Annotated in this window: 16 protein-coding genes, 1 tRNA gene and 1 pseudogene; 8 read left to right on the forward strand and 10 right to left on the reverse strand. The window is 43.7% G+C overall.

Going from position 1 to position 15,797, the window contains the following annotated elements:
• Positions 1–24 precede the first annotated feature (24 nt).
• The 4 genes from H528_RS0105075 (at position 25) to H528_RS0105095 (ending at position 3,683) form a co-directional block, all read left to right on the forward strand.
• On the forward strand, positions 25–963 hold the full coding sequence (locus H528_RS0105075) for a magnesium transporter CorA family protein (RefSeq protein WP_022853257.1): 939 nt from the start codon (positions 25–27) through the stop codon (positions 961–963).
• Between the two features lie 206 nt (positions 964–1,169).
• A complete protein-coding gene (gene uppP / locus H528_RS0105085; protein ID WP_022853258.1) occupies positions 1,170–1,955 on the forward strand; it encodes an undecaprenyl-diphosphatase UppP in 786 nt (261 codons plus the stop codon).
• Positions 1,948–2,976 (forward strand): S1C family serine protease, encoded by a 1,029-nt coding sequence (locus H528_RS0105090; protein WP_022853259.1) that lies wholly within the window; start codon positions 1,948–1,950, stop codon positions 2,974–2,976. The genes uppP and H528_RS0105090 overlap by 8 nt, the downstream gene beginning before the upstream one ends.
• Complete coding sequence (locus H528_RS0105095) at positions 2,973–3,683, forward strand: class I SAM-dependent methyltransferase (RefSeq protein ID WP_022853260.1); 711 nt, start codon at positions 2,973–2,975, stop codon at positions 3,681–3,683. Before H528_RS0105090 ends, H528_RS0105095 begins: the two co-directional genes overlap by 4 nt.
• Here the strand turns inward: H528_RS0105095 and H528_RS0105100 are convergent, their stop codons facing one another.
• Positions 3,684–4,583, reverse strand: coding sequence for a selenium metabolism-associated LysR family transcriptional regulator (locus H528_RS0105100; protein WP_022853261.1), 900 nt, complete (start codon positions 4,581–4,583; stop codon positions 3,684–3,686).
• Positions 4,584–4,918: 335 nt separating this feature from the next.
• Between H528_RS0105100 and H528_RS14875 the strand changes: the two are divergent.
• Positions 4,919–5,593 (forward strand): annotated as a pseudogene (locus H528_RS14875) (EAL domain-containing protein); the annotation flags it as partial.
• 44 nt (positions 5,594–5,637) lie between these two features.
• Here H528_RS14875 and H528_RS14610 read toward each other — a convergent pair.
• Positions 5,638–5,793, reverse strand: coding sequence for a hypothetical protein (locus H528_RS14610; protein WP_157608139.1), 156 nt, complete (start codon positions 5,791–5,793; stop codon positions 5,638–5,640).
• A gap of 184 nt (positions 5,794–5,977) precedes the next feature.
• Between H528_RS14610 and H528_RS14880 the strand changes: the two genes are divergently transcribed.
• The gene (locus H528_RS14880; protein ID WP_425426187.1) at positions 5,978–6,784 is read left to right on the forward strand and encodes a GGDEF domain-containing protein; all 807 of its coding nucleotides are present in this window, start codon (positions 5,978–5,980) and stop codon (positions 6,782–6,784) included.
• Here the strand turns inward: H528_RS14880 and H528_RS0105105 are convergent.
• Positions 6,741–6,817, reverse strand: a tRNA-Met gene (locus H528_RS0105105). The two genes, H528_RS14880 and H528_RS0105105, sit on opposite strands and share 44 nt — an antisense overlap.
• A gap of 74 nt (positions 6,818–6,891) precedes the next feature.
• Positions 6,892–7,287 (reverse strand): arsenate reductase ArsC, encoded by a 396-nt coding sequence (locus H528_RS0105110; protein ID WP_022853262.1) that lies wholly within the window; start codon positions 7,285–7,287, stop codon positions 6,892–6,894.
• A gap of 90 nt (positions 7,288–7,377) precedes the next feature.
• Between H528_RS0105110 and H528_RS0105115 the strand changes: the two genes are divergently transcribed.
• Positions 7,378–8,427: a glycosyltransferase family 4 protein gene (locus H528_RS0105115; protein WP_022853263.1), complete on the forward strand. Its 1,050-nt coding sequence runs from the start codon at positions 7,378–7,380 to the stop codon at positions 8,425–8,427.
• The gene (locus tag H528_RS0105120) at positions 8,424–10,583 is read left to right on the forward strand and encodes an amylo-alpha-1,6-glucosidase (protein WP_022853264.1); all 2,160 of its coding nucleotides are present in this window, start codon (positions 8,424–8,426) and stop codon (positions 10,581–10,583) included. Before H528_RS0105115 ends, H528_RS0105120 begins: the two co-directional genes overlap by 4 nt.
• Here H528_RS0105120 and lpxB read toward each other — a convergent pair.
• The 6 genes from lpxB to lpxD are packed head-to-tail and all read right to left on the reverse strand — an operon-like array spanning position 10,567 to position 15,738.
• Complete coding sequence (gene lpxB / locus H528_RS0105125) at positions 10,567–11,733, reverse strand: lipid-A-disaccharide synthase (protein WP_022853265.1); 1,167 nt, start codon at positions 11,731–11,733, stop codon at positions 10,567–10,569. The genes H528_RS0105120 and lpxB overlap by 17 nt on opposite strands.
• The gene (locus H528_RS12765) at positions 11,694–12,683 is read right to left on the reverse strand and encodes a Gfo/Idh/MocA family protein (RefSeq protein ID WP_022853266.1); all 990 of its coding nucleotides are present in this window, start codon (positions 12,681–12,683) and stop codon (positions 11,694–11,696) included. The genes lpxB and H528_RS12765 overlap by 40 nt, the downstream gene beginning before the upstream one ends.
• On the reverse strand, positions 12,676–13,476 hold the full coding sequence (locus H528_RS0105135) for an LpxI family protein (protein WP_022853267.1): 801 nt from the start codon (positions 13,474–13,476) through the stop codon (positions 12,676–12,678). Before H528_RS0105135 ends, H528_RS12765 begins: the two co-directional genes overlap by 8 nt.
• A gap of 15 nt (positions 13,477–13,491) precedes the next feature.
• Positions 13,492–14,283, reverse strand: a complete 792-nt coding sequence (gene lpxA, locus H528_RS0105140; RefSeq protein ID WP_022853268.1) for an acyl-ACP--UDP-N-acetylglucosamine O-acyltransferase — start codon at positions 14,281–14,283, stop codon at positions 13,492–13,494.
• A complete protein-coding gene (fabZ, locus tag H528_RS0105145; protein ID WP_022853269.1) occupies positions 14,283–14,717 on the reverse strand; it encodes a 3-hydroxyacyl-ACP dehydratase FabZ in 435 nt (144 codons plus the stop codon). Before fabZ ends, lpxA begins: the two co-directional genes overlap by 1 nt.
• Positions 14,704–15,738: a UDP-3-O-(3-hydroxymyristoyl)glucosamine N-acyltransferase gene (lpxD, locus tag H528_RS0105150; RefSeq protein ID WP_022853270.1), complete on the reverse strand. Its 1,035-nt coding sequence runs from the start codon at positions 15,736–15,738 to the stop codon at positions 14,704–14,706. The genes fabZ and lpxD overlap by 14 nt, the downstream gene beginning before the upstream one ends.
• Between the last annotated feature and the right edge of the window lie 59 nt (positions 15,739–15,797).

Raw genomic sequence — 15,797 nt, forward strand, 5'->3', positions numbered from 1 at the left:
TCAAGTGAACGAAGAAGGTCGATCTTGCTACGGATTTATCGCACGGAAAAAGGCGTTTTGTCCCTTGCGCCGCAAATTGAGCGGCATTGCTGGGTCTGTCTCACCTCTCCCACCGAAGAAGAACTCCAGTATGTCCAAGAAACCCTAAAGATTCTCCCTGAGTTTTTGCGCTATCCACTTGACGAAGAAGAAACCCCCCGTATCGAACTCGAAGAAGACCAACTCTTGATTATTTTGCGGGTGCCAGATCCGCGGCATGAAGAAGGTTACGTGCGCTATGAGACCATCCCTATTGGCATAATTGTTACCGATGAGGTCATCATAACTATCTGCCTGAAAGATAATCCCGTATTCGAAGATTTCTTGATGGCAGTAAACAGGGTGAAAAATTTTACCCTTGAACGCCCGGTACTATTTCTTTTTCATCTCTTTTTTTCCATTGCCACCCTTTATCTTCGTTATCTCCGCTTGATAGACAGGCTCATTAACGAATACGAGCAAGAGCTTTACCGCTCTATGCGCAACAAAGAGCTTCTTAAGCTGCTCAATATCGAAAAAAGCTTGGTCTATTTCAACACGGCCTTAAGGGCCAATGATATTGTCTTAAGTCGCCTGCAGTCTGGTCGTTTCTTAAGGCTTACCGAAGACGATCTTGAGCTTTTAGAAGATGTTCAGATTGAAAACCGCCAGGCCATTGACATGGCCAAGATCTTTAGCGACATCTTGACAGGCACCATGGATGCCTATGCTTCGGTGATTTCCAACAACCTCAACGTGGTGATGAAATTTTTGACCTCGGTCACTATTGTGCTCATGCTGCCTAATCTTGTGGCAAGTATTTACGGCATGAATATCGAGCTTCCTCTTCAGCATTCACCCCATGCCTTTTTCATCCTGATGGGCCTTTCTTTTATCCTGTCTGGAATTGTAGTGGCTTTATTCATCAAAAAGAAACTTTTCTGAGTTCCCTTATTACTGGTTTTTTTAATCTTAGGCGAGACTTTTGCGAAACATTTTTTTTCAAAACCCGTTCAGCAACCGTTCCCATTTTTCGGGTTGACTTAGAACACCGATCTCTGCCCTTTTACACAGGGCTTTAAGCCTGTTCTAACATCCTTATCAGAAACTTCTGGTTGCTAAAGGCGAGGGCTTATTTTAAATTGCCTTCCATGACTTATACCGATGCTATCCTATTAGGAGTCCTTCAGGGGATTACGGAATTTTTGCCCATCTCAAGCTCAGGGCATCTCATCCTTGCGGAAAAATTTTTCCAGGTAAAAGGCCAGAGCCTTACCTTTGACGTATTCCTACATTTAGGGACGCTTCTGGCAGTGCTTTTGTATTTCTGGCGTGATTGGCTAAGGATCATCTCCTTTGGCCGTGCCCCTGGCCAGAATCCCAAACTTCTCTTTTATCTTATTTTTGCTACCATTCCCGGGGCTTTAGCAGGGGTTATGCTTGAAGACTTGGTGGCTACGGTTTTTCGTTCGCCATTAAGGGTAGCTATTATGCTGATGATAATGTCAATTCCCATGGTGGTGGCAGAGATTTTTGCCCGAAAAGAAAAAAGTATCGACGAGCTTACTTTGCCAAAGGCCCTTGCTATTGGATGCGCCCAGGCCATTGCAGTCATCCCAGGGACCTCTCGAAGTGGCATTACCATGTCAGCCGGGCTTTTAGTAGGGCTTAAGCGCGAAGAAGCAGCACGTTTTTCCTTTTTGCTCTCAGCTCCTATCATTGCCGGGGCAGGGCTTTTTGAAAGTTTAAAAGTGCTCAAAGCTGGCGAAGGATTCTCTTTGGTTTATCTCTGTGGTTTTGTGGCTTCGTTTGTCTCAGGTATTTTGGTCATCGCATGGCTTCTTCGCTTTTTGCGCAATCACACCTTTTATCCCTTTGTGGCTTATCGTATACTTTTGGCAGCCCTAATCTTTTGGTGGGTTTTTTTAAATGCTTAAAAAGACATTTGTGGTTTTTTTTCTCTTTTTTCTGGTTTCATCCGCAGTTGCTAAAGAAAGATCTCAAAATCTTTTCACAAAACTCAATAAAAAAATCGTCACCGTTATCGCTGCTCCTGTTGAAACTGACTTTTTACGTAGTGACACCCTGCCTGCTGGGGTAGCAAGTGGGGTTTTGGTGTCTTCTCAGGGGCATGTATTAGTGCCTGCCTTTTTGGTTCAGGGAGCGCGTTGGATTGACGTTGTCTTTTATGATGGGACTTTCCTAGGCGGAAAACTCCTTGGGGTGGACCGCTTAAGCGGGCTTGCGCTTTTGAAAGTCAAGTTACCCAAAAAAATACTGCCTGTTTCTTTGGCACGCCAAGACGTTTATCTTGGTCAAGATCTCTTTTTGGTAACCAGGCCTCGCTTCAAGTTGTGCATGCGTAAGACCACGGTCATTGAGGCCCCGGCAAGCGTGAAATTCTCCTTTGGGACTTTGGCAAGCTTTTATGCCACAGATCTCAATATTTCCTTTTGCGGATCAGGCCCGGTATTCAATGAGCAGGGAGAGCTTGTTGGTTTTGCCCTTAATTTACCAAATTTTAAATTTTCAAGCGGGCAAAAGCTAGTCCCCTCTCATCTGATGCGCCTGGTAATATCAGATCTTATGGAAAAAGAGCGGGTAGTTTGGCCCTGGCTGGGTATTGAAGGGCTTTCTCTTAATCCTTCTCTCGTGAAATTGCTTGATTTGCCATTTAGCCAAGGCCTTTTGATCACAAAGGTGCTACCAGGAAGTCCAGCCCGCAAAGTGGGCTTAAGAGGCGCTCGCAAAAAGGTGTCGTTAGGAAACGTAATTTATCCCTTGGGTGGAGACATTATTATTTCTATTGACGGCCAAAGGGTAACTTCTCAGGCTAAACTTGAAAAAATCATTTTTGCCAAATCCCCAGGAGATCTGGTAACAATAAAATATTGGCGTGGTAAAAAGATGCACAAGTTAGATCTTTATCTTGGAAGGAGGAGCTTTCTTAGGCCATGATAAAAATTCCTGAAAATATTAAACCCCTTTATGAGAAGCTTAGCGAAAAATATAGCCTTGAGGTTGAACCGCTAAATATTCGCGGAAAAGTTATAAACATTGTCAAACCTGCCAATATCGAGGAACTAATCCCTGAAGATCCTTTTGAAAAAGTAGAAAACTTCCCCTTTTGGATAAAAATTTGGGAAGCTGCCATTGTTCTAGCCGATTTTATGGCCACCATAAAACCTGTTAACAGGGTCCTTGAAATCGGAGCGGGGTTAGGGGTGGTAGGTCTAACAGCCGCAGCCTTTGGTCACAAAGAAGTCGTTATAACCGATTACGAAGATGAATGTCTGGATTTTTTGAGACTTAACGCTGCTCTTAACAATTTGGCTAATGTAAAGGTTGAAAAACTTGATTGGCGCAAGCCCAAAGATCTAGGCTCCTTTGACATTATTGTTGGAGCAGAAGTTGTTTTTAGCGGCCGCTTTTTTGAGTCCCTTTATCAGCTATTCCATAAATACCTTGTTCCTGGGGGAGTAGTTTATCTTGCCCATGATAAAGAACGCATGCGCACCCTTGCCCCTTTTCTTTATCTCGCAGAAAAAGAATTTGAACAGGCAGTTAGCCAGCGCAAATTACGCGCAGACGATGAGGTTTACGAGATCGTTATCTCGCGTCTTATCCCGCGTAAAGGCACTATGGAAACCAATAGCTCTGCCTGATCATTTTTCTTCCTGGGTTTTATTTTCACAAAAAGCTAAAAAGGCCCTGGAAGCGGGCGATAACTCCCTTTCTTTATGGTGAATCAGGTAGAAATTTCTTTTTATGGCTAATTTTTCCACAGGTATTTCTGCAAGTTCGCCCTTGGTTAATTCGCTTTCAACGGCCCTTTTAGAAAGAAAAGAATAACCAAGGCCTGCTTTAATAGCCTGTTTTACCGCCTCCGTGGAACCCATCTGAACCACGATATTCAGCTTTTCTGGAGAAATTCTATGTTTTTTAAGAGCCTTTAGCACCGTAGCCCATGTTCCTGAGCCTGGTTCTCTTCCTATAAGGGGAAGATCAAGAAGTTCTTTAAGCGTTAGAGGGGAAGAGGGTTCGTTTTGAGGAAGACCAACTAGGATAATTTCATCAGGAAAAATAGGCTTAAAGGCAATATTGCTAGGGCCATCTTTAGCTCCCACCATGCCAATTTCTATTTTTCCATTAAGCAAATCATTTATGATCTGGGCGGTATCTCCCACCTTAAGGAAAATAGATATTTCCGGATGCTCTTTTTGGAACTCAGCCAAAATAAACGGCAGGATGTATTGGCCAGGTATGGTGCTTCCGCCTACTTCGATCCGTCCAGTGCGCACACCTTTAAAATCACTTATTTCTTTTTCCATCTGGCGGTAAAGTTCAAGAATTTTGCGGGCCCATTCATATAGAAAAAGCCCTGCTCTCGTAGGGTTTACTTCACGTGTGCTACGGTCAAACAGTCTTAAACCAAAGTATTCTTCAAGGGATTTGATATGACCTGAGACCGTGGGTTGAGAGAGATTAATCCTTGCGGCAGTCTCTGAAAAGCTTTTGGTTTCAACCAACACGACAAAGGCTTCGAGTTTGCGTGGATCTACCAATTTGCCCTCCCGCTTTTCCAGATTTTAAGACTTTTCCATATATCAAAATTCAAGATTTGAAAAGACAAAAATTCACTCATAAAAAATGTCAATACTATGCTAGACCGTTGCAAAATCGTCCAGATCAGTATTGCAAGTACAAGCGCCAGGGATCCGTTCCTGTTTTTCTTTCCGAAAAATGGGAACGAATCCCAGAACGGGCCTTTAAGAAAAGTTGTTTTACAAAGGTCTCCTAATAAGTTCTGCAGAATTTGTCACAGATTTGTAAATAAATATTTTTAACTCCGTTTTTGTAGCAGTCGATTTAGATTAGTAGTCCTTCAAAGGAGTTGTAAATGGACGATATTTTTGACCATCTCATAACTTATTATCAACCTATCTTTTCCTTAAAGAAAAAAGAAATTATTGGTTATGAGGCCTTATCTCGCTTTAAAATAAATCAAAAAATCATTTCTTTCCCAGAGTTTTTGTATTGCCATTGTGACAATATTTCTCTTGCAGATCTAGACTGGATATGTCGTAAGAAAGCTATTTTAAATTTTCCAGTTTCAGACAAACTACTTTTTATAAATATTTCAGCTGATTGTATCGCTAAAAGCAATAAATTTAAACTAGGCCTAACCGAAAAATATCTTAAAGAAAAGGCAATGAGTTGTTCTCATGTAGTCTTGGAGATAACAGAAGCAGAAAAGATTAGAGATATCTTTTCTCTTTTAGAAATTTTAGAATACTATAAAAAGAAAGGATTTAACCTTGCATTGGATGATTTCGGCACGGGCTACAATACCATCAATATGTTACTTGATTTAGCTGAATATATTGATTATATCAAACTTCCTATTCAAATTGTCCAAAGTATTTCTAAAAGTTTTGTCAAGTATGAACTTGTAAAAACTTTTCGCGAAATTGCTCATAGTTTAGGAATTAAAGTAGTATGTGAAGGCGTTGAAAATAAAGACGATTTAAAAACTTTATTCGAATTAGGTATAGATTATGTTCAAGGATTTTATCTAGAAAAACCTTTTCCTTTTTATCAGTTTTCTGAAATAAATTTCTATTCTATTAAAGACAAAGTTGTTGATAGTTGTCCCTGCTCTTTTAATCTCTTAGATAGTATAAAAACCTGGCTATCTCCGCTAAAATCTCTTTCTCTGTTGCCAACAGATAAAATAGGCGATTTGCTAAAAATCATTGATAAAAACTTTGCCAATGATCGCTTTCTCCTTTTAAGGATTGGTGGTTCTGAATATATTTTAAATCTTTGGGAATTTTTAAGAGTTAGAGGAGATTTTATTAAGTTCAATCTTATCTGGTTAAGAGATGTCGATTGGCTATTAAATAATTCTTCCCAAATTTCTAAAAATTTAATTGTGAAAGTCACGGATCTTTCTGAAGTGATAGATATTTGTGAGCTTACCAGTGTTTTGGAGATAGCTCTTTTATTTGAGAGAAAAAATATAGACTGTCTTTTTATAAAAGATAAAGGTATCTTAGCCTATTATCTTTTAAAAGAAAATGTCTTTGAAAAACTTTACAAAGAAGTTTATAAGTCCCGCATTCACGTAAATCCGCTTACTGGCCTTCCTGCCAATCTCGTTATTGAACAAACAATCGATAAATTGCTATCTAAGAACTCTCCCTTTTTTGTAGGGTATCTAGATATTGACAATTTTAAGTCATTTAATGATGCTTATGGCTTTATTGCAGGGGATAATTTAATCAAAAGAACTGCTTTTTTCTTAAACAGAACCCTGCAAGAAACCTATCATCATGATGCCTTCGTTGGGCATATAGGAGGAGATGATTTTGTATTTATTGTTAAAACTACTGATGAAATCACTTTAAAGTATACCTTATTAAAACTTCTTTCCCTTTTAGAGGAAAATAGCATGATTTTTTATGACAGCACTTCTGTAAAACGAGGCTATTTTATAGCACGGGATAGGAACGGTAACCTTCAAAAATTTCCTTTAGCTTCATTTTCAATAGTAGTTGTGCGAGGAGACAACAAAGCAACTGTACATGAAATTTCTAAGGCTGCTGCTAGATTGAAAAAGAAGGCCAAGGAAGTCTATGGTTCTGCAATTCTTTTTGAAATAGAAAGAAAGGGAAAAACAACGATTGAGAGGGTATATCCACTTGAAAAAAAAGAAAAACTGGTTGCGGGGGGCGGATTTGAACCGCCGACCTTCGGGTTATGAGCCCGACGAGCTACCAGGCTGCTCCACCCCGCGTCAGTCGCTATAAAAGATAACCGGCTAAAAATTTTTGTCAATATCTTGTAAAAATTGGCCTAAAAAAGGCCTGCTTAGGCTTTTGCCAGGATTTCTGGCAAAGCCTCTTTTATCATGTCTCTTACCCGTCGGAATGCTTCCAAATCGCTGCTTTTGGCCGGATCCGGGAAGGGATAGTGAATAGTCTTTTTAGCCTTGGCAAAATGGGGGCAATTTTCAGCGGCACTGTCGCAAAGCGTTACCACCAAGTCAAATTCTTGGCCCATAAACTCGTCGAGATGCTTGCTCCTAAGTTGATCGGTATTTATGCCAATTTCTTCGAGAACCTGGCGGGCTAGAGGGTTTACGCCCCTTGGCCTTATCCCCGCTGAAAAGGCTTTGAATTCTTCTGGATAAAAAAAGTTTGTTAAAGCTTCAGCCATCTGGGAGCGACATGCATTTTCGGTACAGAGAAAAAGTACTCTTTTCATGCTCTTGAACGCCAAAAAAGCGAATTTATTTTTTGTCTTGGCAAATCCTAATCCCTTATAAATCGATTTTCCACTCTCTGGAGGGAGGAAATGAGGATTGCCCAAGTATCACCTTTACATGAAAGCGTGCCTCCCAAATTATACGGTGGCACCGAAAGGGTAGTGCATTATTTGACTGAAGAGCTTGTGAAAATGGGCCATGAGGTAACGCTTTTTGCGTCTGGCGATTCTGAAACCTCTGCCAAGCTTATTCCCTGCACAGAAAGATCTCTTCGTCTGGATCCACAGGTAAAAGATACTCTGGCTCATCATATCATCATGCTTGAAAAAGTAGCCAAACTTGCCAAAAACTTTGACATTATTCATTTCCATATTGACTACATCCATTTTCCATTAATGCGGCGCCTGGGAGTCCCTTACGTAACTACTCTTCATGGTCGACTCGATATTCCAGATTTAAAACCCCTTTTTGAGGAGTTCTCAGATGCACCGGTTATTTCCATTTCCAACGCTCAGCGTACACCTTTGCCCCATGCTCGTTGGGTAGCCACGGTTTACCACGGACTTCCAGAAAATCTCTATCAGTTTCATCCCAAGGGAGGAAACTATCTAGCCTTTCTTGGAAGAATATCTCCTGAAAAGCGCCCTGACCGGGCTATCCAAATTGCCGAACGCGTAGGGATGAAGCTCCTCATTGCTGCTAAAGTTGATCAAGCAGACCGTGCTTATTATGAATCTGTAATCAAACCACTCCTTAAAAGTCCCTGGGTTGAATTTATCGGAGAGATAAACGATCGCGAAAAAGACGAATTTTTAGGAAATGCCTACGCCCTTGTCTTCCCGATTGACTGGCCAGAGCCTTTTGGCCTGGTGATGATAGAATCCATGGCCTGTGGTACCCCGGTAATTGCCTGGCGTTGTGGTTCTGTGCCTGAAGTAATCGAAGACGGTGTCTCTGGGTTCATCGTAGAAAGCATGGACGAGGCGGTGGCTGCGGTTGAAAAAGTAGCAACGCTTAATAGACTCAACTGCCGCAAGGCTTTTGAAAGACGTTTTACTGCCAAAGTCATGGCCCAAAATTATCTCAACGTTTACGAAAAAGTCCTTCAGGCTGAAAGGACTTTGCTTAAGGTGGCATGAAAGAATGCATAACTAAACCAAAACCGCAAAAATTTTATATTTTGGCTACTTCTCCGGGCCTCCCCAAAGAGGCCCTTACTTTAAAACATGGGGATTCTTTCGCCCTTTTTGATCCCTACGGAGATATTCGCCAGGAAGGCTTGGGAGAACAGGGAATATACCACTGTGGCACACGCTTTCTTTCGAGGCTTGAGCTTCACTTTTGTCATGCAAGGCCTTTTTTGCTCAACTCCTCTACCACCCGCGACAATCTTATGGTGGTAAGTGACCTTACCAATCCGGACTTAATGCTTGAGGGAGAAGAATTCCTGCCCCGAGGAAGCGTTCATATTTTGCGGCAAAAATTTCTTTACCAAGGAGTATGTTACGAAGCGATACGTGTGGCTAACTTTTCTCCTTGCAAAATCCACCTGCCTTTGAGCATTTTCTTTGACGCGGATTTTATCGATATTTTCGAGATAAGGGGAACCAGGCGGCGCAAAAGAGGGAAATTTTTCACGCAGGAGATAAAAGACGAGCAAGTAGTTTTTAAGTATCTGGGCCTTGATGGGAAATTAAGAAAAACAAAGATTGTCTTTGATCCGGCTCCAGCAGAATTAAAACCCGATTATGCCCTTTTTTATCTTGAGCTTGCACCCAAAGAAAAAAAGAATCTATTTCTGGTAATTGCCTGTCTCATGGAAGACGAAGAAGATATTTTGCCTTTTACCAAGGCCTATCTGGCAAACAGACAGGAGTTAAAAAGGCTTTACCGTGAGTCCTGTCGGGTAAGCACCACTCATGAACATTTCAATGCCTGGCTTAAAAGATCAGCAAGCGACATTTTCATGATGCTCACGCACACCCCTTATGGGCTTTATCCCTATGCCGGGATCCCTTGGTTTAATACCTTTTTTGGGCGCGACGGCATTATCACTGCCCTTGAATGCCTCTGGCTAAATCCAGACATTGCAAGGGGGGTTCTAAAATTTTTAGCTGCAACCCAGGCTCAAGAACTTGACCCTGATGCCGATGCTGAACCAGGAAAGATTATTCATGAGATGCGTTTTGGAGAGATGGCAGCCACAGGTGAAATTCCATTTGGAAGGTATTACGGCACTATTGACGCCACACCGCTTTTTATTGTACTTGCGGGAGAATATTTTGAACGCACCCGGGACCTGGCTTTTATTAAAGATATCTGGCCCAATCTTGAAGCTGCCTACCTGTGGATGAAACAATACGGCGACCTGGATAACGATGCTTTTCTAGAATACCAGGCATTAGAAGAAGGTTTAGTAAACAAAGGCTGGAAGGATTCACACGACAGCGTATTTCACGCTGATGGCACTATGGCCAAACACCCTATAGCGCTGGTGGAAGTGCAGGCCTATGCCTACCTTGCCTACCTTAGCCTGGCGAAACTGGCCAGACTTCTCGGAAACCCTCGCTTTGCTTCTCAGCTGGAAGAAGAGGCCCTTGTTTTGAAAAAAAACTTTTTGAGAGCCTTTTGGGATGAAGAATTAAACACCTTTGTTTTGGCCTTGGACGGCGATAAAAGGCCCTGTCGGGTATGCACTTCCAATGCTGGCCACGTTCTTTTCGGAGACTTGGCAGAAGAAAGACAGGCCTTTTTGACAGTGGAAAAACTTTTTAGCAAAGAAATGTTTTCAGGCTGGGGTATTCGCACCCTTTCCTCTAAAGAAGTTTTATACAACCCGGTTTCTTATCATAACGGTTCTGTCTGGCCCCATGATAATGCCATTATTGCTCTTGGCCTTGCTCGTTACGGCCTTAAGCACTTTATCAATAAGATGCTTGGGGCCTTCAGTGAAGCAAGCCTTTATTTCCCGTATCACCGGATGCCTGAGCTTTTTTGCGGTTTTAGTCGACGCCCAGATCAAGGGCCTATTCCCTATCCTGTGGCGTGTAATCCACAAGCCTGGGCTGCCGGGGCCGTTTTCATGATGCTTTCCGCTGCCCTTGGGCTTAAGTTCACCGAAAGAGGACTCTGTTTTTGCCGACCTTCTTTGCCTAAGTTTTTGAGACAGGTGAGAATACGCAACTTGCTTGTTAACGGGTATCACATCGACTTTGACGTGATAAATCATGATACCGACGTGACCATCAATATTTTGCGCAAACCCAAGGGGATAGAGATTATGGTCTTGAAATAAGAAACTTTGCCTGAGGAAGAAGGCCTGCCGCAAGTTCCGCTGCCCGCCAAGAGGCACCTCCCGGGCCCAAGGTTTCTTTTATTTGAGAAAGCCCTTTTCGCACCTTATCTGCATAGTTTTTGTCTTCCAGGAACTTGAGCAACGCCTCAGCAAGATTATCAGGGGTTGCTTTTTCTTGAAGCAGTTCAGGGACTACTTCTTTTCCTGCCAAGAGATTGGGAAGACTGGCATAGGGTACCTTAACAAGCCTTTTGGCTAGAAGATAACTTAGTTTTCCCATTTTATAGGCCACTACCATGGGGACTCCCACAATCGTTGCTTCGAGGGTTACTGTGCCTGAAGCTACCATTATGGCCTCTGATTGGGCCATAACTTCGTACTGGTATCCCTTAACAACTTTAACGGCAGGGTTTTTTATTTTGGGGATTAGATCATCATCAATGCCTTCTGCCTTGACAATTACTCCTTGTATTCCTGGACGGCGATATTTTATTTTTTCAAAAGCTTCCAGAAATAGCGGCAGAAGAGTTCTTATTTCCCTTGGTCTGCTTCCAGGGAAGATCCCAATTAAAGGTTTGGCAAGATTAAGCCCTGCCAGGCGAAAGAAGGTTTTTCTATTCAGCGCAGGCCTTACCACGTCAATCAGAGGATGACCAACGAAATGGACCTCATAGCCGAATTTTTGGTAAAAATCCACTTCAAAGGGAAGCACTACCGCCATGCGATCCACTACTTTTTTGATGAGTTTCACGCGTCTTGTGCGCCAGGCCCAGATTTGAGGGCTGATGTAGTAAAAGACCGGGATCCCAAAGCGCTTAGCCATACGGGCAAGCCGCAAGTTGAACTCGGGAAAATCTATCAATACCAAAAGAGCCGGGGGATTTTTGCTAAAGTGTTCTTTAATGCGGCGGAAAATAGCGATAATTTTGCGAACCTCTTGCCAAGAAGGGAGTCCCATGATGGCCAGGCTCTCTGCGGGATAAAGGCATTGAAGCCCGGCAGCTCTAAGTTTGGGCCCTCCAATTCCTACGGCATGAAGATGCGGGACAATTTCGCGCAAGGCTCTCAGGAAAGAAGCCCCGTGGAGATCCCCTGAGGCCTCTCCTGCCACTAAGAAGACATGCAGTGTCGTATCAGGTCCGGCAGACAAGATCCTTCTCTCGCGAGAAAATGTGCTTTTTGCTTTTCGATTTCTTTCTTGATCCGAAAGGCAAGCTCAAGGGCTTCAAAGCCATCTTCGCCACTGACAGGAGGATGTTTTCCCGTTTTAACGGCTTCGATAAAAGCACAAATTTCTTCAAACAACGGGTCAGGATTGGGAAATTTTTCAGGATCAGGGAGCTGGCCATTGTTAGTCTTAGAAAGCTCAACATAGGTGAAAGTGCTCTCTAGGGTATCAGCTGCAAGATAAGCCCCTTCCTGATAAACCCTAAAAGAACGGGCAGGTTTTAAGGCTATACGGCTTGCCGTCAGATTGGCCACCATGCCGTTTTTAAAATGAATCCTGACGCTGGCGAGATCTATTTTGTCTGTGATAACCGGTGCCCCTGCGGCTTGAAGTTCTTTTATTTCGTCACCTACAATAGTGAGCATGAGATCGATATCGTGGATCATAAGATCAAGGATGACATCTACATCAAGACAACGTGCGGAGTATTTTGATACCCTATGGGCTTCAATAAAACGGGGATTTTTCACCTTAGATAAGAGTTTTTTAATGGCTGGGTTAAAGCGTTCAATATGGCCCACCTGAAGAATAAGCCCTAGTTCTTTGGCAAGTGAAACAAGCTTGCGGGCTTCTTCTGGCGTGCTTGCCAGGGGTTTTTCCACAAAAACATGGCAACCTGCATAAAGAGCCGCCTTCGCAACTTCAAAGTGATAAACCGTAGGAACAACTATTGAGACCGCATCAACCAAGGGTAGTACTTCCTGATAGTCATAAAATGCCTTGGTATTACATTCTTTGGCTACCGCATTGGCACGCTCTCGCAGTACGTCCACTACTCCCACTAACTCGGCTTCAGGCAGTTTGGCCAATTTTTGAGCGTGAAAGCGGCCAAGATGGCCCACCCCTATCACTGCAATGCGCACTTTACTCATATCGAACTCCCACCACCACTATACCGTTCTTATCAGCTAAAGACAAAGCCTCTTCCCGATTAAAAAAAAGCGAACGGTGTGCTTCAAGGGCCAACACCTTGGCACGCGCGGCTATCATTTCTTTGATGGTATCTAACCCTGCTGAAGGCAGATCAAAACGGGGATCCTGCGTGGGCTTGAATACTTTGACTACTACGGTGTCTTTAAGTAGCTTTCCGGCCCTTGCTATGGTAGCGTCTGTGCCTTCAAGGGCCTCAACCGCAACAACCATGCGGTCTTTCACTACTACGCATTGGCCTATATCGAGCTCTCCAATGGCCTTTGCAATGGAAAAACCGTAAATAATGTCTTCAAGCTGCTTTTTATTGGGTTTTTTTCTGGTCAAGATCCCTGCTGGTGTAAGCAACTCAGGCAGGTACTTGGTAGGGGAGATGACCTTTGCACCGGTTTTTTCTATTTCTTCCGCTGCAAGGCGCAAAATATCGTCGTCGTTTCTGGTGCGCAGTTTGCGCCAGAGCAGTATTGTTTTGAGGTCTGGTTTGGCTTCTGAAATCACTTTGCTTTTACGAATGCGCCCGGCAAAGGCTACTTCCTGAGCGTCATTTTCCTTAAGAACCTTAAGGAGTTTCCCAAATTTGGTAAGGGGCAGTACGTAATATTTGTCTGCAAATTGTGCCAGGCTGTGGTTGGCATGGCCATTAAAAGTTACCACTAGCAAAGGTTTTCCGGCTTCCTTTACGGCTTTGGCAAATAGTAAAGGATATTGTCCTTCTCCAGCAATAAGGGCTATCATTTTGTGTTAAGCTTTTTATTCTCCTAAGGCTTTACGTATAGCGCCGCGTTTTGAGTCTTCTTTGAGAAAAGCTACAAATTTTTGCACTATATCGTCTTCAGGGAAACTTTCTTCAATTCTCGCAAGGGCTTCTTTTAACGTTCCTTCGCGCAGGTAAATTTTAAGGGCTTTGCTAAGCTTGCGAATAGCGTCTGAAGAAAGCTTTGCCCGCCTAAGCCCCACCAAATTGAGCCCGACAATCTTTGCTGGACTGCCAAAAACCCTCACAAAAGGCGGGACGTCTTTGTCCACCCCGCTTAAGCCGGCAACAAAAGAAAGCTCTCCTAGCCGACAGAACTGATGCACAGCAGAGTTTCCACCGATAACCACCCCTTTTCCAATTTTTACATGACCACCCAGGTTCACGGTGTTGGTGAGGATTACTTCATCGGCAAGCACACAATCATGGCCCACGTGGGCATAAGCCATAATAAAGCACCTGTTGCCAATGCGGGTAAGGCCTTGATCAAGGGTGGTGCCCCGGTGGATAGAAGCATATTCCCGTATGATATTTTCGTCGCCTATTTCTACACGGGTACCACGCCCCTGGCAGGCAAGATGCTGAGGGGCAGCTCCAATAGTGACAAAAGGGCCAATTTGATTTTTTTTGCCAATTGTTGTCCCTTCGTAGATGATGGCGTAGGGGCCGACAGAAGTGCCATCGCCAATAATGACGTTTTTTTCAATTATGGCGCCAGGGCCAATAGTTACGTCTTCTCCCAATTCTGCTGAAGGGTCAACTATTGCTTGCGGATGAATCTCTGCCATTAGCGCACCGCCGCTATTACTTCTGCTTCGCAAACAAGTTTATCGCCAACAAAGGCTTTGCCACTAGTGCGATGGATATTTCGCTTTGATTTGATACCTTCTATCACCATGCGCACCGTGTCTCCCGGATAAACAGGGGCACGAAACCTTGCCTTTTCTATCCCGGCAAAGAAAAATAGCCTGTCCTGGTATTCTGGTTTCATTTTTTTAAAGAAGATAATGCCGACCTGCGCAAGGGCCTCTACTAAAATCACCCCAGGCACTACCGGCTCACCGGGGAAATGTCCCTGGAAGAACTGCTCATTCCAGGTAAAACACTTTATAGCTTCAATCATCGGTACTTCGGGATCAAGTTTTACAACCCTGTCCACAAAAAGAAACGGAAACCTATGTGGCAAAAGCTCAAGGATCTCCTTATGATCAATCGTTATCATGGACTTTCTCCTCAAGTTCTTTTAATCTTGCTCTAAGTTCGCGGATTTCTTTTATCAGATCCGGAAGCTTTTCGTAAGCAGCCACACAGCGCCGCCATTTGGCGATTTCCATGGCTGGGGCTCCTGCTACGGCTTTGCCTGGTGGTACTTCTTTGGCAATGCCTGCTTTGGCCGCGACAATGGCTCTTTCCCCGACATGGTTGGATACCCCTGCCTGGCCACCCATCATTACAAAATCGCCGATTCTCACGCTTCCTGTGATGCCCACCTGCCCTGCAAAAACGCAAGCCTTACCAATACGCACGTTATGGGCAATCTGAACCAGGTTGTCTATCTTGCTTCCGGCACCAATGCTGGTCACCCCAAAAGTGGCACGATCGACAGTGGTGTTGGCGCCGATTTCAACTTCTTCGCCAATTTCAACCCTGCCAAAATGCGGAATCTTTAAATGCTTTCCTTCTTCCTGGGCATAGCCAAAACCATCAGCGCCAATTACTGCTCCGGCATGTACGATGGCGTTATTAGCAATTTTGGTGCGGGGGTAAATAACCGCGTTGGGATAAATGACTGTGCCTTCTCCGATTTCAGCCCCCTGACCTACGTAAACACCGGGATAAAGAATAGCCCCTGCTTTTATCTTGGCCCCCCGAGCCACATAAACAAAGGGATATATGCTCGCTTCTTCGTGGATTTCAGCTCCTTCTTCGATAAAGGCCAGAGAACTTACGCCTTTGGGATGCTCTGGTTCTTCATAAAAAAGCCAAGCAACTTTGGCCAGTGCTGCCCGAACGTTGGGTACCACCAAGAAACTTTTTCCGCTAAGTCTTTGAAGAAGATTCGGAGGGATGATAAGGGCCTTTGCCTTTGATTTTTGTGCTGCTTCTACAAACCTTCCTGTCTCCACAAAAGAAAGGTCAGTTTCCTCTGCAAGGTCAAGGGCAGTTACGCCTGAAACTTCTAAATCTTCGCCTTCTAATTTTGCACCTATTAAACTGGCAAGTTCACTTAGTTTCTTTTTCAATTGCGTGCCCCTTTTGTTTTTTTGTCATCATACAATCCCTAGAAGAACTGGCCAATTCT

It is taken from the genome of Thermodesulfatator atlanticus DSM 21156, from assembly GCF_000421585.1.
Lineage (GTDB): Bacteria > Desulfobacterota > Thermodesulfobacteria > Thermodesulfobacteriales > Thermodesulfatatoraceae > Thermodesulfatator > Thermodesulfatator atlanticus.